The 20,747-nt window shown below is 61.6% G+C and carries 22 protein-coding genes and 1 pseudogene; 18 read left to right on the top strand and 5 right to left on the bottom strand.

The features are described 5' to 3' along the window. Positions 1–31 precede the first annotated feature (31 nt). The gene (locus KGA89_RS30125) at positions 32–1,486 is read left to right on the top strand and encodes an aldehyde dehydrogenase family protein (RefSeq protein ID WP_223473257.1); all 1,455 of its coding nucleotides are present in this window, start codon (positions 32–34) and stop codon (positions 1,484–1,486) included. A 98-nt stretch (positions 1,487–1,584) separates the two neighbouring features. Next, positions 1,585–2,148, top strand: coding sequence for a cytochrome b (locus KGA89_RS30120; RefSeq protein WP_223473256.1), 564 nt, complete (start codon positions 1,585–1,587; stop codon positions 2,146–2,148). 95 nt (positions 2,149–2,243) lie between these two features. On the opposite strand, the gene KGA89_RS30115 is transcribed toward KGA89_RS30120, so the two are convergent. Further along, complete coding sequence (locus KGA89_RS30115) at positions 2,244–3,581, bottom strand: alginate export family protein (protein WP_223473255.1); 1,338 nt, start codon at positions 3,579–3,581, stop codon at positions 2,244–2,246. A 237-nt stretch (positions 3,582–3,818) separates the two neighbouring features. Here KGA89_RS30115 and KGA89_RS30110 point away from each other — a divergent pair, with 237 nt between their 5' ends. From KGA89_RS30110 to KGA89_RS30055, 12 genes are all read left to right on the top strand, one after another. Beyond that, positions 3,819–4,202, top strand: coding sequence for a DUF6152 family protein (locus KGA89_RS30110; RefSeq protein WP_223473254.1), 384 nt, complete (start codon positions 3,819–3,821; stop codon positions 4,200–4,202). A 75-nt stretch (positions 4,203–4,277) separates the two neighbouring features. Further along, positions 4,278–5,042 (top strand): hypothetical protein, encoded by a 765-nt coding sequence (locus KGA89_RS30105; protein WP_223473253.1) that lies wholly within the window; start codon positions 4,278–4,280, stop codon positions 5,040–5,042. Positions 5,043–5,266: 224 nt separating this feature from the next. After that, entirely contained in the window at positions 5,267–6,775 is a 1,509-nt protein-coding gene (locus KGA89_RS30100) for an alpha/beta hydrolase domain-containing protein (protein WP_223473252.1), read from the top strand. Between the two features lie 21 nt (positions 6,776–6,796). Then, positions 6,797–7,279, top strand: a complete 483-nt coding sequence (locus KGA89_RS30095; protein WP_223473251.1) for a DUF6644 family protein — start codon at positions 6,797–6,799, stop codon at positions 7,277–7,279. 40 nt (positions 7,280–7,319) lie between these two features. Beyond that, positions 7,320–7,808, top strand: a complete 489-nt coding sequence (locus KGA89_RS30090; RefSeq protein ID WP_223473250.1) for a DUF6644 family protein — start codon at positions 7,320–7,322, stop codon at positions 7,806–7,808. Next, positions 7,778–8,548, top strand: coding sequence for a DUF6162 family protein (locus tag KGA89_RS30085; RefSeq protein ID WP_223473249.1), 771 nt, complete (start codon positions 7,778–7,780; stop codon positions 8,546–8,548). Before KGA89_RS30090 ends, KGA89_RS30085 begins: the two co-directional genes overlap by 31 nt. Then, positions 8,545–9,477 carry a metal ABC transporter solute-binding protein, Zn/Mn family gene (locus KGA89_RS30080; RefSeq protein WP_223473248.1) on the top strand — a complete coding sequence of 311 codons (933 nt, stop codon included), beginning with the start codon at positions 8,545–8,547 and terminating at the stop codon, positions 9,475–9,477. The genes KGA89_RS30085 and KGA89_RS30080 overlap by 4 nt, the downstream gene beginning before the upstream one ends. A 14-nt stretch (positions 9,478–9,491) precedes the next feature. Then, positions 9,492–10,172 (top strand): metal ABC transporter ATP-binding protein, encoded by a 681-nt coding sequence (locus KGA89_RS30075; protein ID WP_223473247.1) that lies wholly within the window; start codon positions 9,492–9,494, stop codon positions 10,170–10,172. Then, a complete protein-coding gene (locus KGA89_RS30070; RefSeq protein WP_223473246.1) occupies positions 10,169–11,074 on the top strand; it encodes a metal ABC transporter permease in 906 nt (301 codons plus the stop codon). Before KGA89_RS30075 ends, KGA89_RS30070 begins: the two co-directional genes overlap by 4 nt. Then, positions 11,071–12,066: a metal ABC transporter substrate-binding protein gene (locus KGA89_RS30065; RefSeq protein WP_223473245.1), complete on the top strand. Its 996-nt coding sequence runs from the start codon at positions 11,071–11,073 to the stop codon at positions 12,064–12,066. The genes KGA89_RS30070 and KGA89_RS30065 overlap by 4 nt, the downstream gene beginning before the upstream one ends. A gap of 55 nt (positions 12,067–12,121) precedes the next feature. Next, a complete protein-coding gene (locus KGA89_RS30060) occupies positions 12,122–12,412 on the top strand; it encodes a hypothetical protein (RefSeq protein ID WP_223473244.1) in 291 nt (96 codons plus the stop codon). Positions 12,413–12,420: 8 nt separating this feature from the next. After that, positions 12,421–13,245 carry a DUF4198 domain-containing protein gene (locus KGA89_RS30055; RefSeq protein ID WP_223473243.1) on the top strand — a complete coding sequence of 275 codons (825 nt, stop codon included), beginning with the start codon at positions 12,421–12,423 and terminating at the stop codon, positions 13,243–13,245. Between the two features lie 8 nt (positions 13,246–13,253). Here the strand turns inward: KGA89_RS30055 and KGA89_RS30050 are convergent, their stop codons facing one another. Continuing rightward, entirely contained in the window at positions 13,254–14,240 is a 987-nt protein-coding gene (locus KGA89_RS30050; RefSeq protein ID WP_223473242.1) for an MDR family oxidoreductase, read from the bottom strand. Between the two features lie 84 nt (positions 14,241–14,324). Then, positions 14,325–15,158 (bottom strand): oxidoreductase, encoded by an 834-nt coding sequence (locus KGA89_RS30045; RefSeq protein WP_223473304.1) that lies wholly within the window; start codon positions 15,156–15,158, stop codon positions 14,325–14,327. A 347-nt stretch (positions 15,159–15,505) separates the two neighbouring features. On the opposite strand from KGA89_RS30045, the pseudogene KGA89_RS30040 reads away from it, so the two are divergent. Next, positions 15,506–15,927: pseudogene (locus KGA89_RS30040) on the top strand (SDR family NAD(P)-dependent oxidoreductase); the annotation flags it as partial. A 169-nt stretch (positions 15,928–16,096) separates the two neighbouring features. Here the strand turns inward: KGA89_RS30040 and KGA89_RS30035 are convergent. Then, positions 16,097–16,717, bottom strand: coding sequence for a TetR/AcrR family transcriptional regulator (locus KGA89_RS30035; protein WP_003202289.1), 621 nt, complete (start codon positions 16,715–16,717; stop codon positions 16,097–16,099). A gap of 101 nt (positions 16,718–16,818) precedes the next feature. Continuing rightward, a complete protein-coding gene (locus tag KGA89_RS30030) occupies positions 16,819–17,244 on the bottom strand; it encodes a VOC family protein (protein WP_003202291.1) in 426 nt (141 codons plus the stop codon). Between the two features lie 102 nt (positions 17,245–17,346). Here KGA89_RS30030 and KGA89_RS30025 point away from each other — a divergent pair, with 102 nt between their 5' ends. The 3 genes from KGA89_RS30025 to mexE all read left to right on the top strand — a co-directional run bounded on the left by KGA89_RS30025 (position 17,347) and on the right by mexE (position 20,743). Next, positions 17,347–18,225 (top strand): LysR substrate-binding domain-containing protein, encoded by an 879-nt coding sequence (locus KGA89_RS30025; RefSeq protein ID WP_223473241.1) that lies wholly within the window; start codon positions 17,347–17,349, stop codon positions 18,223–18,225. A 243-nt stretch (positions 18,226–18,468) separates the two neighbouring features. Beyond that, positions 18,469–19,233 (top strand): substrate-binding periplasmic protein, encoded by a 765-nt coding sequence (locus tag KGA89_RS30020; RefSeq protein ID WP_057450843.1) that lies wholly within the window; start codon positions 18,469–18,471, stop codon positions 19,231–19,233. A 256-nt stretch (positions 19,234–19,489) separates the two neighbouring features. Then, positions 19,490–20,743, top strand: coding sequence for a multidrug efflux RND transporter periplasmic adaptor subunit MexE (gene mexE / locus KGA89_RS30015; RefSeq protein WP_003202296.1), 1,254 nt, complete (start codon positions 19,490–19,492; stop codon positions 20,741–20,743). Positions 20,744–20,747: the final 4 nt, after the last annotated feature.

The raw sequence follows: 20,747 nt of genomic DNA, 5'->3' as shown, positions 1-20,747 counted from the left end.
CGACTACTCCACATCAATCAGGGACTGCAAAATGACTCAACACCTGAACCACTTCATCGAAGGCGCGTCCTTCGAGGCCTCCGACGGCCGTCGCATGACACTCGTCGACCCCGTGACAGAACAGATCTACGGCAGCTCCGCACGCGGCACCGTCGAGGACGTGGACCGTGCCGTAGCGGCGGCACTCACCCAACTTGAAGGTGGCGCCTGGAGCCAGCTCGACGGCGCCCAGCGTGGCCGGCTGTTGTCGAAGCTGGCGGACCTGGTGGAGCGCGACACCGACGTGCTGGCTGACCTGGACGCCAATGCCATCGGGCGCTCACCGATCGAGCCGCGCCGGCTGGACGTACCCAACGCCATCGCCAACCTGCGCGCCGCCGCCGGCTGGGCCAACCAGCTGGAGGGCCGCACCATTCCCACCGGCGGCTACTTCGGCACCAAGGCCCTCTCGTACACGATCCGGGAGCCGGTGGGCGTGGTTGGCGCCATCGTTCCCTGGAACTCGCCGCTGATGATCACAGTCTGGAAGCTCGCCGCTTTGCTGGCGGCCGGCTGCACCGTGGTCATCAAGCCTTCGGAAGAGACGCCACAGTCGGCCTTGCACCTGGCGGCGCTGGCTCAGGAAGCGGGCTTCCCTGACGGCGTGATCAACGTGGTCACCGGCTACGGCACCGAGGTGGGGCGCGCCTTGTGCGAGCACCCGCACGTCGCCAAGATCAGCTTCACCGGCAGCCCCGAGGCCGGACGCGAGATCCAGCGCACCGCCGGCGTGCTTTTCAAGCACGTGGCACTGGAGCTGGGCGGCAAAAGCCCACAGATCGTCTTCGACGACGCCTCGTTCGAGGACGCGCTGTTCGGCTGCTCGCTCGGCCTGTTCGCCAACCAGGGACAGATCTGCGCGGCTGGCTCGCGCATCCTGGTCCAACGCAACATCGCTGATCGCTTCGCCGCAGCGCTTGCCGATGCCGCGCGAGCCGTCAAGGTCGGTGACCCTCGGCAACCCGACGTACAGATGGGACCGGTGGCCAAGAAGGCGCAATTGGATCGCGTCAACCGTTACATCCAACTGGGCATAGACCAAGGTGCCACCCTGTTGGCCGGCGGCGTATCGAGCCCTGAGCGGGGCTGGTTTGTCCGGCCGACGATCTTCGCCAATGCCAGCAATGACATGGCGATCGCCCGGGACGAGATCTTCGGCCCCGTCGGCACGGTGATCACGTTCGACAGCGAGGACGAGGCGATCGCACTGGCCAACGATTCCAACTACGGCCTGGCGGCCACGGTCTGGACAAGCGACCTGGTGCGAGCACACCGCGTCGCCGCAGCAGTCAAGGCCGGTGCCGTGGGCATCAACTGCTGGAGCCCGCTGGACGCCAACTTGCCCTGGGGCGGCGTCAAGTCCAGTGGCGTTGGCCGTGAAGGCGGATTTAGCGGCGCGTTGGCCTATACCGAAGAGAAAGTCATTACCGTATTGCTACCCAACTGAGAACAAAAAACCGCACTGACCGGACCACCCCTGTGTCATAGAGGGTGGCCGTTCAAACGTGCATTTTCGATACCTTGATGATCGATGGAGAGACCGCGATGAATCCGGAAAATCAAACAATAATTGATCGGTATCCGACGTCCCTGCGTATGTTGCACTGGGTGCGCGCCGTGCTCATCGCCGGCCTCCTCTGGGCAGGCTGGCACATGACCGGGCTCGATGACGAAGTGGCGAGCAAATATGAGCTCTATTACCCGTGGCACAAATCCTTCGGGGTGTTGGCGTTCCTGCTGGCCCTGATTCAGCTCACCTTGCGCGTGCGCACCCCCAGGCTGCCGCAACCGCCGGAGACGCTGGCGCGCTACGAAAGAGTTTGCTCATGGCTTGCGCACCGCACCTTGTATGCACTGCTGGTGATCGTGCCACTGATGGGCTATTCGATGTCGAGCACCTACACGATGAGTGACGGGGTGTTCTTTTTTGGGGTGAACCTTCCCGAGCTGCTGAGCAAGAATGACGACTGGTTCGTTGTCTTCCAATGGCTGCATAAAGTGCTCGCCTACACCCTGCTCGGCCTGATCGTGGTGCATATTGCCGGTGCCCTCAAACACCGGCTCTTCGACCGGGACCCTCGAAGCGACGTCCTGCGCCGTATGCTGTGACAGCCCCTGATTAATCACCTCTCCCGCCGGGAATGCGCCACCGCTGGTGGCGCCTCCGGATCAAGTTATCTGCAACAGATGCCGCGAGCGGCGTATCAGAACGTCACCCACACGATGAATTGCAAGTAAGTGTTGGTTGAGGCGCTCCCGCTCTGCAGGCCACCATCCCCGAGCCACTTCCTGGGCTTATAAAGACCAACCAGCGGCGAAAGCGTGACGTTATCGGTCACCATCCAATCCAGATACAGGTCGACCTCCCGTGCACTGAAGTCTTGGGCATCCCGGTCGGCGAGTTGGTGGTAGTGGAAATACATCGCGTTAAGCGTCAGTTTGTCGGTTGGCTGGACCGAGAACAACACATCGTTGATCTGCATGTTCGAGGTGACGGAGCCGGCATAGTTCGCTGCGACTTCACCTTGGTAGCGCTTGCGAAAACCGCCCTGAAACAGGAAGTCCCAGCCTTCGGAATAACGCGAATACCGGTAACTCACCGCCGGTTGCCATTTGACGTCGGCGAAGGTGTAGCCAGCGTCGAAGAACATCGCCCGCTGCGACCCTGAACGCTTTTCCTGGCGCGCCACCTCGAACGCGAAATCGGCATTGTCGATACCCGCATTGCCCTGGCCACGAATGCTGTAGATATCCATGCCCTTGCGCTCACCCCGATCAGCGAAGACATATCGCTCGTTGACATCCAGGCCATGCACGTACGTCGAGCCGATCGAGCCGATGGGCGTCGTGTAGTCGACGGTGGCGGCCGCCACTTCGGTCTCCGACTGTCCGGGGTTATCCGACTTCAGCCACATCAGGCTGCCGTGAAGACCCTGTGTACCGCCCAGCTTCAACACTGCCGTATTCCCAAACGCCAACCGCGGGCCCAGATAAAAGGCGCCGCCGCGATTGAACCGGCCGTCCGCGACGCCCGGGATGGGGCTAAAGGCCTTTCCGGGCGCGAACCCGTCGTCGGTGATCAGGAAGCCGTCCACCGTCACCAGCTGCCGGCCAAAGGAGAAGTCCACGCCATCCACGCCCAAGGCAGGAATCAGGTCACCCGACTTCCAACCGAGATAGGCGTCTTCCACTGCCGTTCTTCTTTCATTCCCGGCGGTGACTGCTCCCGCGTCCCCATCTCCCCATGACCCTGTACTGATCAGGCTGAACCCACCGTAGACCGAACCTGCACCGATCTTGTCCGTCGTACCGTTTACGCCGTACTTGGCGAAGCCTTCCTGCCATCGCATCCTGCCGGGCTCCTCCTGCGGGTTGGCGAGGTAGTTCTTTTCACTGCCGAACCAGCCAAACCCCGCCCAGAGATCGGCATTCAGGACGGTCGCGCCATCGTCTTCGTTGTAGAGCTCATAGGCCTGCGCCTGCGGCTCCAATGTGCAGAGTGCAACCAGCGAAAGTAATGGGGCGTAATGGGGGGTGCGCATGACGTCTCTCCTGTTCTTATATTTATGAGGCGAGTCATGAGTGTTCCGATTCGGGTCGCCCATGCGGTAGCCCAAATCAGCATGTGCAAAGGGTTGGCCGCGCATTTCCCTGGCGTCATTTCTCCCCACCGAAAAACATGTCCAGGGACTTGAACGGTTGCCGTTTTGGGCTACGGCCTGCCCATGCGTCGCCCCTATGCTGGAGCCATAAGAACGCATAAGAACGAGGCATCCGTCATGACCCCATTACCGCCGTTACGTCAGGGGCTTTGCCTGCTGATGCTCGCCGCCTGCAGCGCCCTGCCATCCCTGGCCACTGCCCACCATTCATTCGCGCTGTTCGACCAGACCAAGACGGTCACGGTCCAGGGCGTCGTCGAGCGCTTCGCCTGGACCAATCCGCACATCACGATTTACCTCGATACGCCCGGCCCGCCGGCCCAGCGCTTCAAGATCGAGACCGGCAGCGTCAACGCTTTGCAGCGCGCGGGTTGGAGCGCCGACTCGGTCAAGGCTGGCGAGAGTGCCGAGGTGTCCTTCAGGCCGCTGAAAAACGGTGACCCGGGCGGACTGCTCGTGGAGATCAAGATCGGTGACGTCGTGCTCTCGGGCGGCGGATAGGCCAAGCCCCTCCCCCAGTTTCATGAGCTTCGAATCAAACCGAACCAAACAGGCCAGCAGCGTGGAGACGTTTCAATGAAACCGACACGAACCTTGAGCGCCGCAACGCTCTTCCTTGGCGTGGTCCTCGTGACCGTCGCCGGGGGGTGTAACGCGGCATCGTCCAAGACCCAGAACAACGCACGTGCGGACATCAGCGGCACCTGGGAAAGAACCCCGGACGACTGGTTCGGTGAGAACCCGGACGATCCGGTGCACCCGGGCGGGCCGATGGACCTGAAGGAACCCTATGCCCGCCAATACGCCGCGCTGAAGAAGAAACAAGCCGCAGCGAACGAAGCCGGGACGCCTCTGGCCACGACGAGCTCCAAGTGCCTGCCCGAGGGAATGCCGACGCTGATGGCGGCGCTCTTCCCGATCCAGATCATTCACGACGACAAGCAAGTGATCGTCCTCGGCGAGTACCTCCAGCAGGTGCGCCGGATTCTCCTGAACCAGGCATTGCCGCCCAAGGAAAAGCTCGACCCCAAGTACCAGGGCCATTCGCGCGGCCACTGGGAAGGCGACACGCTCGTGGTAGAGACACAACGCGTGCGAACGGACGTGACCTTCTATGACGTTCCCCACAGTGAGGAGATGAAGATCACCGAACGCATCAGGCTACGCGGGCCGAATCACTTGGAAGACCAGGTGGTGATCGAGGACCCGCAGGTGCTCAACACCCCGTATCGGTTCACGTTCGACTACAAGCGCTCCAACTACGCCATCCAAGAGTATGTCTGCGAGAACAACCAGATCGTCATCGACAGCGAAGGCAAGGCGTCCCTGAGCCGTGAGTGAAGCCCCGCCGCGAGGTCAGTGTTGGGGCTGCTGCGCAGCCCAGCGGGAGCAAGCTCCCTCGCCACAAAGGGCGGCGTTTGCCACAGGTTGGTGAGCAACATCATGGATGCCTGAATACCCCACACCACCCAGCCAAACACAAAACCGTGGCGAGGGAGCTTGCTCCCGCTGGGGTGCGAAGCGCCCCCAAACCAGACTGACTTTGCTCCCTTGGAGGTGACCGGATGGAACGACCAATAACGATCAGCCTCCTGCGGCCGACGCTGCAAGGCGCCCTGCTGTCGCTGACTCTCACCGCGAACACGTTCGCCGAGGTGCCCCGCATGCCCACGGCCATCGCCGTGCCGCCCTCCAGCGTGGCACCGCTGTCGTCGGCGAAGCGTCCGGGCACCGAACACAGCGACCTCGACAAGTACGGCTACATCGAAGAGGAGTTTTACCTGCAAGGTGTCGCCCCGGCCATTACCGCCGCGGGCAAGCCCCTCTTCGAGGCGCCTTACACCACGCGCATCCTGGTGCGCAAACCGGCGGACCCGGCGCGCTTCAACGGCACGGTGGTGATCGAGCCGTTCAGTTGGTTTGGCGAGCGCGGCGCCGGATGGATCCTGACCCGCGATTACTTGCTACGGCGTGGCTACGCGTACGTCGGCTACACGCTGAACATGAACAAGCCGGCCGTCGATCCCAAGTTCATCTCGGACACCCCGGTCGCCGAGGCCGAGCAGATCGCCCAGTACGGACGGATCGTCAACTTCGAGTTCATGCGCCGCTTCGACTATGCACGCTATGCGCCACTGGGCAGCTATTACGATCCGGAGCGTTTTACCCGCGGTGAAGGCCCCGATCCGTTCGTTCCACAGTCACAGGGGATCGCGGCGCAGCTGGCGTTGCTGCTCAAAACCAATGCAGCGCAAGGGCCGCTGGCCAGCCTCGACGTGCAACGCGTCTACGTCAATAGCTGGGCCGTGACCGCGCAAGTCTGGATGGACTACCTCGACCAGGGCCGCCACCAGCAATGGCGCATGCCCGACGCAAGGCCGCTGATCGATGCCTACATGACCGGGCGCATGGCCTATGGCGAGGTGGGTGGCGACGTCATCCGACTACCCCGCAAGATGCCCGACGGCGTGCCGTTCGTGACCGTCTACAGCCAATCCGAACTGATGCACGACGTGATCGAAGGCATCGACCTGCCGCCAGACAGCGACAGCCCGCAGCTTCGCTATTACGAAGTGACTGGCATGCCGCATCTGCGGCTGGCCGACCTCGGTACGGAACATACCGAACTGTTTGCCGCCGACATCGGCAAGGGCGACGACCCACGGTGCCGGACGCTGTACGACGAACCCGCGGAACTGGTCGTCTCGGCGCTCCTTGACGGCATGGACCAATGGGTGCGCGAGGGCAAGACCATGCCGAAGGCGCCGCGGGTCGTGCGCGAGGGCAAGGCCGCCGTGCGCGACCCCGCCAGCGGCAACCTGCAAGGGGGCGTGCGTCCGCCGTGGATCCAGGTGCCCAGCGCGGCCTACCTCACGGACCAGGAGACCGGTTGCGGCCTGATCTATGACACCAAGGAGCCCTATTCCAAGGACGTGCTGCGCCAACGCTACGGCAGCTTCAGTCACTACGAACAGGCATTCGAAGACGCCAAGCGCCTCTCGATCAAGCAAGGCTATCTCCTGCCGGAAGATGCAACGGGCCTGCGTCCGATCGCAAAACCCCAAGACTTCTAACCCCATGCGGAAGCAAAGCAAATGTCATCAGAACTCATCATCGCCTGGATCTATGCATCACCGTTGAGCACCGCCATCAGGGACCTGTCCTGGGTCGTGCCGACCATCCAGAGCGTGCATATCGTCGCCATCGCGGTGATCTTCGGCGCCGCCGTGATCTCCGATCTGCGCCTGGCCGGCGTGTTCGCCACCGACGAGCCCATGGCTGGCGTGGTACGCCGTTACTTCCCGTGGATGCGCGCCGCGCTCATCGTCCTGCTCCTCACCGGGCTGGTCATGATCATCGGCGAGCCAGACCGCGTACTGGTCAACACGACGTTCTGGCTGAAGATGTTCCTGGTCGTCGCCGTGTTCACGCTGGCCTGGTCAATCCGACGTCCGTTGCTGCGCCCCGCCGCTCAAGCGCAAGGCGACGAGGAGAAGCCTGCCATCAAGGCACTAGCCTGGCTGTCGATCGCCCTCTGGTGCGGCGTGATCTTCTGCGGTCGCTGGATTGCCTACTGATCCCAGCGTTTTCAATGAACGTTTTTCTCAGGTATTCGCCATGGACATCCAATCGATACTGCAAGCCCTCGAGGACACCTCTGTCGCCGCCTACATCAGAGAGTCGGGCTCGTTTTTCCCAAACCTGGAGTCGGTGCATGTCATCGGCATCGCCCTTGTGTTCGGGACCATCGCCGTCGTCGACTTGCGCCTGCTCGGCGTTGCCTCCCATCGTCGAAGCGCGCTACGGCTGATCCAGGAACTGCTGCCATTCACCTGGGTCGCTTTCGCAGCCTGCGTGGTCACCGGCCTGCTCATGTTCACCTCCAATGCCACTACCTATGCGCAGAACAGCGTTTTCTGGTGGAAGATGGGCCTGTTGCTGCTGGCGGGCGTGAACATGGGGATATTCCATCTGGGCGCCTATCGCCGGATCGACGAATGGGACACGACCCTGCCACCTCCCAGCCAGGCCCGTATCGCTGGATTCAGTTCGTTGGCGCTGTGGGTGAGCGTGATATGCCTTGGCCGCTGGATCGGGTTCGTCTGATGGCTCGCCTGTCGCACACCTGCCCCGGCGATGACGCCAACGGCGCGATCCAGGTCGTGCGCCCGGCTTCCAGCCGCTGGGAATCGCTGGCCCTGTTGCTTGCGGCCCTGGTAATCATCGCCAGCGTGACCGGCTATGTGCTGCTGCGCCCACAGCACGCCGGCCCACCGACGCCCTTGAGTTGGCAGGTGCGCTCCTTCGATGGCCTGGGAGCGGTCGACCAGGCCATCCACAGTGCCCTGCTGCCCGCCGGTGAAGAAATCATCTGGAACAACAATGACACCGGTGGTTGGATCACGCTGGAGCAGGCCCAGAAGATCTTGCTGCCGCCCTTCTACCGGGACGCCTTCTGGAAGACCAATGGCGAGGTGCACTGGCAGTTGATTCTGCCTGGCACCCACCTGCCTCATGCCGGTTCCGTCGATGATCACGACGCCGCCGACGCCCCGCCGGCCCCGAGCCCCAGCGACGTATCGCAAGCCACCCAGGGCCAGGGCGCCACGGTCTACTACGGCTCCGGCGGCCGCGCGCCCGGCCAGAGCGCCTATCTGCTCGTCATTGGGCACGCCCATGCCGGCGTCATGTGGGCCAACCAGGCCACGATCTGGGTCCATCGCGACCCGAACGCGCCCTACCCCGGCATCGTCAAGCCTGAATCGCTGGTCGGTAAAGGTTGGCGTCAGGTCATCCCCTACGACGGTGCCAGCGAAGTCGAACGTGTAAAAGGAAACCAGCCATGACCGTTTCTACCCGACACCGCGCACTGTGGCGTCGTTGCCTTGCGCTGCTGGTGCTGATACCCGCCATCGCACTCGCTGGCCCGACTGCGCCCTTGGGCAAGAAGCTCAAGATCGGCGTCACCCTGCACCCGTACTACAGCTTCGTGGCGAATATCGTCGGCGATCGAGCCGAGGTCGTTGCGCTCATTCCGGCGCAGGCGAACCCGCATAACTATCAGCCACAGCCCGACGACATCACCCGCGCGATGACCCTCGATGCCCTGGTCGTCAACGGCATCGGCCACGACGAATGGGCCTTCCAGATCATCAAGGCCGCCGGCCGTGGGGCGACACTGCCGATCATCCAGGCCAATGCCTCGGTGGCGCTCATTCCCATCGGCGGCGACCAGGGCGGTGCCAAGGTGGTCAATCCGCATACCTTCGTTTCCACCACGGCAGCGATACAGCAGGTCTTCGAGATCACTCGCCGGTTGGGGGAACTGGACCCGGGCAACGCTGCGGCGTATCGACAAAACGCCCTGGCCTACGCCGCGCGCATCCGGGCACTAAGGGCCGGCTTCATGACCCGCTTCGCCGCGCTGGATTTGTCTTCGTTCCGCTGCGCGACCACCCATGCCGGCTACGACTACATGATGCAGGAGTTCGGCCTGTTCGTGAGCGCGGTGATCGAGCCCCGTCATGGCGTCGCGCCGACCGCGCGCCAGTTGGCCAACACCATCGACGCCATCAAGAAGGCCAATGTGAAGGTGTTGTTCGCCGAGAAAAACTTCTCCCTCGATCTCGCCAAGCCCATCGAGGCCGCCACTGGCGTGAAGGTCTTCTCGCTGTCTCACATCACCGGCGATACCTACAGCGCGGACGAATTCGAGGTGGCGATGCGCGAAAACCTCGAGACCTTGGCCGAAGCCGTTGAGTTCATGCAGCGATGAAGGAGAAACAAGCGATGCGCGGCCCCGCCATAGTGTTCGATAGCGTCTCCCTGCGACTGGGAGGCACGCAAGTGCTTGAAGACGTCAGTTTTCGCGTGGAAGCCGGAGCCCTGCACTGCCTGGTTGGCCCGAACGGTGGCGGCAAGACTTCCCTGGTGCGCGCGCTGCTGGGGCAGATGCCGCATTCGGGCACGGTCCGCTTCGAGGGCGAGGTCACTGCCCCCATGGGCTATGTTCCACAATTGCCGGACTTCGACCGCAACGTACCGATGACGGTCAACGATCTCATGGCCCTTCTCGGTCAACGCCGGCCGGCCTTCCTGGGCTCTAGCCGATCCGCGAAGGCGGCCAACGCCGAAGCCCTGTCTCGCACCGGTGTAGCCGGAATGGGCACCAAACCCTTTGGCAGCCTGTCCGGTGGCCAGCGCCAGCGAGTGCTGCTGGCCCAGGCGATCAGTCCGGCGCCCTGGCTGCTGATCCTCGACGAACCAACCGCCGGCATCGACGAATCGGGCGTGCGGCTGGTGGAGGCGCTGGTGGCCGAGTTGCACGGCCGTGGCGTCACCGTCCTGTGGATCAACCATGACCTGGAACAAGTCAGGCGCATCGCCCAATCGGTGACGGTTATCAACCGCAGAGTGCTGTTCCATGGTGCCCCCGACCAAGTCGCTTACTCGCTGGAGGGTGCCCAATGAGTGCCCTGTACGACTTCATTCGCAACCACCTGCAGGCGCTCGCCGCGAGTGGCATCCTGCCGCAGCCGTTCGAGTACGAATTCGTGATCAATGCACTGCTTTGCGCGGTGCTCATCGGACCGCTGCTGGGCGTGCTGGGCTCGATGGTGATGATCAAGCGCATGGCGTTCTTCAGTCAGTCCGTCGGCAACGCGGCGATGACCGGCGTCGCCATTGGCGTGCTGATCGGCGAATCCTACACATCCCCCTACTTCTCGATGTTCGGCTTTTGCTTGTTGTTCGCGCTGACGCTGAAGTACACGCAGCACCGCACCACGCTGGCCAATGACACGCTGATCGGTGTGTTCCTGTCCATCTCGCTGGCGGTCGGTGCCTCGCTGTTACTGTTCGTGTCGGCGAAGATCAACACCCACGTGATGGAAAGCGTGCTGTTCGGCTCCATCCTGGCGGTGGACCACACCGACATGAATGTGCTGCTTGGCGTAACCGCGATGTGCGCGCTGCTCGGACTGCCGCTGTACAACGGCATGCTGTTGGCCAGCCTCAATCCGAGCCTGGCCCATGCCCGCGGCGTGCAGGTGCGAAGCGTCGAGTACCTGTTTGTGGTGCTGGTCACCCTGGTAACCGTCGCCTGCCTGAAAATCATCGGTGCCGTGCTTGTCGAAGCCCTTCTGCTCATACCGGCAGCGGCAGCACGCAACATCAGTCGTTCACTCCCGGGGCTGGTGGCGCGCGCCATCCTGATTGCGACCTTTTCCTGCGTGGTGGGCATCCTGGCGCCGATGCAGTTTCATATTCCCGTGCCAACGGGCGGCGCAATCGTGATAGTCGCCGCCCTGGTGTTCATCGCCACCACCGTCAGGCGCGCTACCGCGTCCCGGTTCAGGGGGGCCAGCGTATGAACAGGCAATGGCTCTACAGGTCCTGGCTGACGACGCTGGCACTGCTGCTGGGCATCCCGCTTTCGGCCTTTGCCGATACCGGCAGGCAACAGGTGCTTGTCGCACTGCCTGCCGTGTATGCGCTCACCTCGGCGCTCAGCGACGGCACGACCCTTGAAGTCGTCCGTGTTCCGACGGACGCGGCCGTGCCCATGGAAAGCCAGGCCAACGCGCTGTCACGCCTGGACGCCGCGGTGTTCCAGCAGGCCGAAGCCGTGGTCACTCTCAGCAGTCTCTGGCGCGCGGATCCGCTGTATGCGACGGCACGCCGCCACAATCTGCGGATCGTCGAAATCGACGCTTCGCGCTCATGGGACACCATCAAGCCCGGCGTGGCCGCGACCCGCGCGCCATCGAACGACGTTCCCTGGGCCGCCGCGAGCGATGTCGATGAGGGACAGTCGCCGTACGCCTGGCTCGGCCCTGTCAACGCCATGCGCATGTCGGCGCTGATCGCCGCCGACCTGGCACGCCTGGCCCCCACCGATGCGCCACGGATAGAGCGCAACCTCGCCGCGCTCAAAGGCCGCTTGCGCCGGCTCAAGGCCGACTACGGTGCCCGGCTGACGGCAGTGCCGGACCTGCGCGTGCTGTCACTGGCCAATGAGTTCATCTACCTGTTCGGCGAGTTCGGCGTCTTTGTCGACGGCTGGTTCGTCCAACAGGACATCGACTGGAGCGACGCCGACCGCGCCGCACTGACCCGATACCTGCGCGAGCGTGACATCCGCGTGGTGGTCCACAAGTGGGCACCGGACGCCAAAATCGCCAAGGCCATCGAGGACGGCGGCGCACGGCTACTGATACTCGATACGGGCAACCCGGGAATGCTCGCCGACAAGGCCAACGGATACGAAGCTCTCCTGGGTTCGAACCTGGAGGCCCTGCTGACGGCCTTCGCCACGACTGGCAACGACAACACGAGGGGCGATGGTCAGTCGCCTTCCCAATGACCAATCTTGACGGCGAGACATTATGAAACCCATAGGTTCAGCACTGCGGCTAGCGATGGCAGGCGCTCTGGTGTTCTGCCAGCCAACCTTCGCCCATGGCCCCGTCTTCGATTGCTACATCGAGGGCGATAACCAGGTGAAGTGCGAGGCGGGCTTCACCGATGGCAGCTCGGCCACCGGCAGAAAAATCCATGTCCAAGACCCGAGCAACAAGGTGCTGCTCGAAGGCGAGGTTGGCAAGGACAACGCCTACACGTTCCAGCCCCCCGCCGGAAACTACTCCGTGGTGTTCCTCGGTGGCGCCGGCCATGAAATCACGATTCAGTCTTCCGACATTTCAAGGTGAAAGCGACCATGACGTTCAAACGAAAACTGCTCCAAGCCCTTGCCGCTACGACATTCACTGGCTTGACCGGCGCGGCACAGGCCCATTTCCAGATGCTCTACCTCGAGGAAACAGCGCTGCAGCGCGCAGAAAAACTCGAGTTCGCCCTGGTGTTCACCCACCCCTTCTCCGGCGGCCCTACCATGGCCATGAATGAACCTCGCGCCTTCAGCCACAGCAGCTCCCACGGCGGGGAAAAAATCGATCTGCGCAAATACTTGCGCCCCGTCGAGTGGCAGAGTCGCGACAACCGAACGACAGCCTATCGTGCCTCGATTCCACGGGAGTTGGTGCGCTCACTGGGTGACCATATCTTCGTCCTCGAACCCGAGCCTTACCTGGAGACCGAGGAGGATGTCTATATCCAACAGTTCGCCAAGCTCATCGTGAACGTCGGCGGGGTCCCCAGTAACTGGGCAGAACCACAAGGGTTGCCAGTGGAGATCCAGCCATTGAACAAGCCTTATGCAAACTGGACCGGCGGCGTGTTCCGCGCCGTGGTGCTGGCCGACGGCAAGCCGGTTCCGTTCGCCGAAGTCGAAATCGAATACGTCAACCATTCCGTTGATCTCGAGAAAAACGCCTTCGGCCAGCAAGACTATGTCACCGCCCCCCAAGCGTCATTCAAAGCCCAGAGTACCTACGCGGACGCCCAAGGTATCGTGACCATCGGCCTGCCCCGGGCCGGCTGGTGGGGCATTGCCGCGCTCGACATCGGTGCGACGAAAACCTACAAGGGCAAACCCCTGTCGCAAGACGCGGTGCTGTGGGTGCAGGCCAGGGACATGAAGTGACCCGGCCCTCATGCGTTCACATCTACGACCGTGCGCCCGCGCACCTTGCCTTCCAGTACCCGAGCGGCAACGGCAGGCACCTCTGCCAAGCCAACCATCTGGGTGGTGCGGGTCAGCTTGCTCAAATCAAGGTCCTGGGCGAGTCGCGACCATGCCTGCAGGCGCACCGCTTGCGGAGCATTGACCGAATCGATACCGGCCAGGGTTACGTTACGCAAGATGAAAGGCAGCACCGAGCCAGGCAGATCCGCGCCCTGGGCCAGGCCGAAGGCAGCGACAACGCCGCGATATTGGGTTTGAGCCAAGGCATTGGCCAGGGTGTGGCTGCCCACCGAATCAATGACGCCAGCCCAGCGTTCCTTGCCAATCGGTGCGCCCGGCTGCGACAAGGTGTTGCGGTCGATGACCTGCGTCGCCCCAAGGTCGCGCAGGTAGTCGCCCTCCTCTTGCCGTCCGGTCGAGGCGATCACTCGATAGCCCAGGCCCGACAGCAGTGCGATGGCCACCGAGCCGGCGCCACCGCTGGCACCAGTGACCAGGATATCGCCTCGATCAGGGGTCAGCCCGCCATGCTCCAATGCCAGGACGCTGAGCATCGCCGTGTAGCCCGCGGTGCCGATGGCCATGGCCGCCTGGGTCGAGAATACCTCCGGGATTTTTACCAGCCAGTCACCGCTCACCCGCGCCTTCTGCGCAAAGCCACCGTGGTGGGTCTGGCTCAGCCCCCAGCCGTTGACCAGCACACGGTCGCCGGCCTCGAACCCCGGGTGACTGGACGTCTCGACGATACCGGCGAAGTCGATGCCCGGAATCAGCGGAAACTGGCGAATGACAGGTGAACGGCCACTGAGGGCCATGGCGTCCTTGTAGTTCACGGTCGAGAACTCGATCGCGACGGTAACGTCACCGGGCATCAGGTCCTCGTCCTTGAAGTCGACCAGATGGGTCGAAATCGCTTCGCCGGTTTTGGTCGTGAGCAGCGCCTTGAATGTCATTGTTCTTGTCCTGTTCGTTCAAACGGATCGTCATCGCTGCCCTGCAGATGCAACAGACACGGCAACGGGTATGGCCAGGCCGAGTCAGTGTGCCTGAGAAGGCCGTTTGGTTTCGAGTTGCAGCGCCCTGCGGATGCCCGTGTCCAGCAAGCGCGCCGGAGCAAAGCTGCGCATGAACTGCAACTGGCCGGCCGCTTTGCCAGCGGTATAGCGCAACTTCGGACGCTCGGCACGCGCGACCTGGAGTACCACTTCAGCCACCACGTCGGGGCCGTCGGCGGTCGCCATGGCCTGGTTCACCACTTTCGTCACTTTTATCCGAATGTCTTCATACACGTCGAGCTTGGCATCGGGTTGGAGGTTGTTGCTCTCGAATTGAGTCTTGGTATAGCCGGGCTCGACGACCGTGACCCTGATGCCGAGGGTACGCAATTCGTGATCCAGCGCTTGCGAATAACCTTCCACCGCATGCTTGCTGGCTGAATAGAGGGCCGCGTAAGGAACAGGCACGATGCCGAGGATTGAGCCGATGTTGATGATGCGGCCAGCACCCTGGCGGCGCATGTGCGGCACCACCGCGCGCGTCGTGCGTACGATGCCGAGGAAGTTGGTATCGAAAAGGGCCTTGGCCTGCTCGACGGAACTCTCCTCCGCTGCGGCGGGCGCGATGCCGAAGCCGGCATTGTTGACCAGCAGATCAATCCGCCCCTCCAACGTCAGCAGTTCCTGGATGACCGCTTCGACGCTGGCATCATCAGTGACATCGAGCACCAACAGCGGAAACCCCTGCGGCCCCGCCTGCCCGCCTCGTCGGCTGGTGCCGTAGACGCTGTAGCCTGCGGCCACGAGCTTGTGTGCAATGGCTTCCCCGATACCGGATGAAGCACCGGTCACTAACGCTACACGTTTGTTGATCATCATGAATGTCCTTCCGGTTATCGACGTTATCCGGTCAGAGATCGCAACTGTGGTCCTGGATCATCGACTGGCAGCCTTATGATGATGATCATAATCGTAGCGGTCAATTATTTTGATGCTGATCGACATCAATAATATCGATCGCGGCGTTGCTTCCGGCATTTGAATAAATCAGTTCTGTTTCTGCGGCCACTTAAACTTTCGGCAAAAGCGCAAAAAGTGCCCCACCAATGGCTATGGTTCAGTCACATGGCTGTTGGGCTTGCCGCCCTCATCGCGAGCAAGCTCGCTCCCACAGGTTTTGCGCTGCACATGGATTTTGTGTCTGCTGAAGATCCAATGCTGGGATGATCGCCCTGGATATTGCCAGTGTGACGGCCCTGACCCACCTCTTCGCAACTGACATGCGAATCCGGCAACGTGGACACATCCTTATGTGTCGCAAGCCTGCTGTCCTTTCAGGGAGTAAAGAATTTCGCCGGCTACTCCGCCGCAAAAGCCTACGTGCTTCGCTTCTCCGAAGCCCTTCATCGCGAACTCAAAAGCGATGGCATCGCCGTGACAGCCCTTTGCCCGGGCATGTCGGACACCGGCTTTGAAAATGGTGATGATGCAACCCCAGCCTATGGTGCGCAGGGGAATCCGAGCGCTGCAAGCCGGACGCATGAGTGTCGTTCCGGGGCTTGGCAACAAGGCAATCACCGTCCTGACCTGGGCCACTCCGCGCTGGTTTCATCAGGGACTCATGGCACGCATCATGGGCGTCTGAGCAAGCACAAAGGCAGCTTTACCCTGGGAAACGACACCCCGAAAATGTGACCTTATGCATAAATGGTCACAAGCTGAATAAATCCAGGCGGCCATCAGCCGCTGGAGCGAGAGGTGAATCGGATGGGTAAAGCGCCTGCAATGGCCTGGGTGCAATCTTCAGCCACAGCTCAAGGCATGAGGCTGCGCAAGATCAGGTTGCAGGTGAGCGTTGGGGCAACCTCGACGTAATCGAGGCTGTACTGCAGCAGCAAGGGATTGACGAAAGGCCGCAGCGCCAGATGGATCGCGTCTACGGTTTCGTCCAATGGCGTCTTGCGCTCGAACTCGCCCAGCTCGCGCCCCTCGCGCACGATTTGCAACACGAAGCTCTTGATCCGTGCGTTGTAGACTTGCGAACTGGGCCATTGCTCAGACGCGGAAAACGCTGCAATGTCATAGAGCTTGCGATCATTGAAAAACAGGTTAACGCCTGTGGTGATCAGCGCCTTGACCAAGCGGCGAAAACGCTCCGTCGCTGAAAGCCCGTCTTCACTGATGGCCTGCTCCACCGCCGCGACGATTTCTGCCAGGCACTGGCTACAGATGGCCTCGCCAATCGCCTGCTTGGAGTCGAAGAACTTGTAGATGTAGGCCTTGGAGAACCCGATGGCCTTGGCCAGGTCGGACACCGTGGTCTTGCCGTAGCCGTATTGACTGAAATGCTCGTTGGCCGCCGCGACAATCTGGTTTCGAATGTCGTGATCGGCGGGGCCGCGGGTGCTGGGCGAAGGTATTGAGGGCTGGTTCATGGAGGCAGCTTACGCATCCTGAAGATCGTTGACAACTTGTGACCATTAAGTAATAGCGTCACAAGCCAGCCACTATCAAGCTGCCGGCACGCCCCTTCCTTCTATTTAGCGAAAATCTGGCTCATATCCTTGAACGCCTTGAATTCCAGCGCATTACCGCAAGGATCGAACAGAAACATTGTCGCCTGCTCTCCAACCTGTCCTTTGAAACGTATGTAAGGTTCGATCACAAACTCGGTGCCAAAGGATTTCAGCCTCTCGGCCAGCGCTTCCCACTCCTGCCAACCCAGAATGATGCCGAAGTGAGGCACCGGCACGTCGTGCCCATCGACCGGATTGCTGTGGGCGCTCTCTTGGGAAGCGGTCTTCGGCTGTTCATGGATAACCAACTGATGGCCGTAGAAGTTGAAGTCGACCCAGTGCGCGCTGGAGCGACCCTCTTGCAACCCAAACACTTCGCCATAAAAGGCTCGAGCGCCTGGAAGGTCATAAACAGGGATTGCGAGGTGGAAAGGCGAAAGGCTCATCATGGCTCCTGCTGCTTTTTGTAAGGACCTGGTCATCGTAAGGCCGGGCTCAAAACAAGAAAAACAATATATTTCTCTCAGTAACACAATTAATATTTATGAATGATCAAAGAACTCAAGACCCTTGTCGCCGTAGCACGGGAAGGTACTTTCGCTGCCGCAGGCAATAAAATCGGCCTCACCCAGGCGGCGGTCAGCGCGCAGATCCAGCGCCTGGAGGCCGAGCTTGGCTTCGAGATTTTCGACCGCAAGGGACGCTCGGCTCAACTCAATCGGATGGGCCATCAAATACTCTTGCAAGCCCAGGAATTGTTGCGCCTTTACGACAATCTTGGCGCGAGTCCTGCCGGGCTTGCCCCCAGCGTCCTGGTGAACATTGGCGCTATCGCTTCGGTGCAGCGCTCCTTCCTGCCAGACGCGCTCGCCAGGTTTCACCAACAATGTCCGCAGTGCCGCACGCGGGTCCTTCCTGGCGTGTCGATGGAGTTGATCAACCTGGTGGATGCCGGCGAAATCGACATGGCCGCCATCATCCGCCCGCCTTTCTCGCTGCAAAGCGACCTGCGCTGGATGACCCTGGCGCTGGAGCCGTATCGACTGATCGTTCCGAGCGCACTTCCCGGAGACGACTGGGCCGAACTGCTTGGCAGCCAACCCTTCATTCGTTACGACCGGGCGTCGTTCGGTGGCCGGCAGGTGGACCGTTTCCTGCGCAAGATGCATTTCGCCCTGCACGAAGTCAGCGAGCTGGATGAACTGGAGGCCATCATCAAGCTGGTTGGAAACGGCGTCGGTGTGGCCCTGGTGCCGCAAACCGCGACCCACCACAACTGGCCAGAGGGTGTGCGCGCCCTCGACCTGGCGGAGCACACCTTCCACCGTGACGTCGGGCTCGTCCATCGACCTCGACAAAGCATCACCGAACCCGCGGGGATACTAGTGCAATTGATTGCCGAGCAGGCCCGAGCCAACCCCGTATGAGTCACACCTCTTTGCACCGAAACAAAAACCCGTGCGCTGGCTCAAGGTTTTTGTCGAGCGGATGATCTATACCTTCAAGTACACGCAGTCAGGCCAAGGCAACAGACTGGCGTGTCCTGATAAGACGACTGTGGCAAACCCGCTTCGGGTGCGCTGCATGACATAAAAACGTCGGCCTGCAAGACGCTGTTTCCGCGCCCCCTTTGAATGGCGCACCACTTTCCAATGCCTGAAGTATTGATCATGAGCCCGAGCAAACGCGTCTTGAATGCCCCCACCAGAGCGCTACCCAGGCTTTGTCTGTTGTTACCGCTGTTGGTTGTCAACAACGCACGCGGTGAACCCTTGGAGATAGAACTGCATATCCTCGACGCGCCGCCGCTGACATTCGTCAACGACCCCAGGGGCCACGGAATCGTTGGCGATGTCGCCGTGGCGGCCATGACCAAGGCCGGGTACGCCGTAAAAATCCATCTACTCCCCTGGGCCAGGGCACAGAAACACGTCAGTGAAGAACATGACCACTTGATCGCGCCACTGTCGCGCATCCCCACCCGCGAGGATCGCTTCACCTGGATCGCTTCGATCATGCCTATGGAGCGTGCTTTTTTCAGCCTTGAGCGACGGGTGAGCAACTTCGCCCAAGCGAAGGAAACCTACCGCAAGATCGGCGTCGGCCTGGGCAGTGCACAGGAAGATATCCTGCGCACCGAAGGGTTCAGCGATGAACAGATCTATCCGCTGGCCATCGGCGACAACCCCGCCCAGATGCTGTTGATGGGGCGTATCGATGCCTGGTTCAACGGCGTGCCGGAGAGTCTGTACATCTGGCCGAAGGTGTCCAAGCGCAAACTGCTCATGAGTAAGGTCGGCAGCAGCGCTGACCTTTACCTGGCCTGCTCGAAGCAATGTTCGCCAAAAATGGTCGAGGACTTGCGCGAAGCGGTTGAAGCGCTTCGCGCGGATGGGACAGTCAAGCGAGTCCATGACATCTATTTGCCGCAGTAGGCTGTGGCGAGGGGATTTATCCCCGTTGGGTTGCGCAGCAACCCTGAATCTTTTGGGGTCTGCTGCGCAGCCCAGCGGGGATAAATCCCCTCGCCACAATAAACTCAACATCCAATGGATAGCATCGCCGGACTAGAGGCCTTATCGATGGCTTATATCATTCTGAATGATAGTTACCTTTGCTTCATTCGATTCGTTCCTCTGCCTTGCGCCACGCATCATCCGCCCATTCTCAATACATTGGCGGATGCTATCCATGGAACATTCACTTTCAAAACTGCGTTTTCCCCTCGCGCTGCTGGCGGTGCTGGTGATGAGCGCCTGCGGCAAGACTCCCGACACGGCAGCGTCCATGCCGCCGGCCAAAGTCAGTGTGGCCAAGGTATTGGAGCAGCCCGTCAACGAATGGGATGAGTTCACCGGGCGCCTTGAAGCGCCGGAAACCGTCGAGATCCGCCCACGGGTTTCCGGGCAGATCGACGAAGTGGCCTTCACCGAAGGTGCGCTGGTCAAGAAAGGCGACCTGTTGTTCCAGATCGACCCACGCCCCTTCCAGGCTGAAGTACGTCGTCTCGAAGCCCAACTGGCCCAAGCCCGCGCCACCGCCACCCGCAGCGAGAACGAAGCCCAGCGTGGCGAACGCCTGCGCTTGAGCAATGCCATTTCCGCCGAGCTGGCCGACTCGCGCACCAGCGCCGCCCAGGAAGCCCGCGCCGCCGCTGCGGCCATCCAGGCACAATTGGACCTGGCCAAGCTGAACCTGAGCTTCACCCGGGTGACCTCACCCATCAGCGGTCGCGTCAGCCGGGCGGACATCACCGCCGGCAACCTGGTGACCGCTGACGTCACCCCGCTCACCAGCGTGGTCTCCACGGATAAGGTCTACGCCTACTTCGATGCCGACGAACGCGTCTTCCTCAAGTACACCCAACTTGCCCGCCAGGGCCAGCGTGGCCAGGCCACACCGGTCTACATGGGCCTGTCCAACGAAGACGGCAACCCGCACCAGGGCCAGATGAACTTCGTCGACAACCAGGTCAACCCGCAGACCGGCACCATCCGTGGTCGTGCCGTGTTCGATAACAAGGACGGTGCCTACACCCCAGGCCTGTATGCCCGCCTGAAACTGGTGGGCAGCGGCACTTACGCCGCCGTGCTGATCAACGACGAAGCCGTCGGCACCGACCTGGGCAAGAAATTCGTGCTGGTGATGGACGCCGAGAACAAGCCGGCCTACCGCGCCGTCGAACTGGGTCCGAAGATCGAAGGCCTGCGCATCGTGCGCAGCGGCCTGAGCAAGGACGACACCATCATCGTCAAGGGGCTGCAACGGGCTCGTCCGGGTGCACCGGTCACGCCTGAAACCGTGCCGATGGCCAGCGACGAAACCATTGCCGCCCTGGCACAACAACGTAAAGCGCTCGAAGCCAGCAACCTGCCCCAAGTCGCGCCATCCAAGGACGCGTCAGGGGCGGCAGGCAAATTGGCCGCTGCGACCCCACGCGGTTAAGGGA

It is taken from the genome of Pseudomonas sp. A-RE-22 (genome assembly GCF_019956035.1).
GTDB lineage: Bacteria > Pseudomonadota > Gammaproteobacteria > Pseudomonadales > Pseudomonadaceae > Aquipseudomonas > Aquipseudomonas brassicacearum.
Note: the sequence above shows the minus strand (reverse complement) of the source record. Positions and strands in the feature narration are given on the sequence as shown.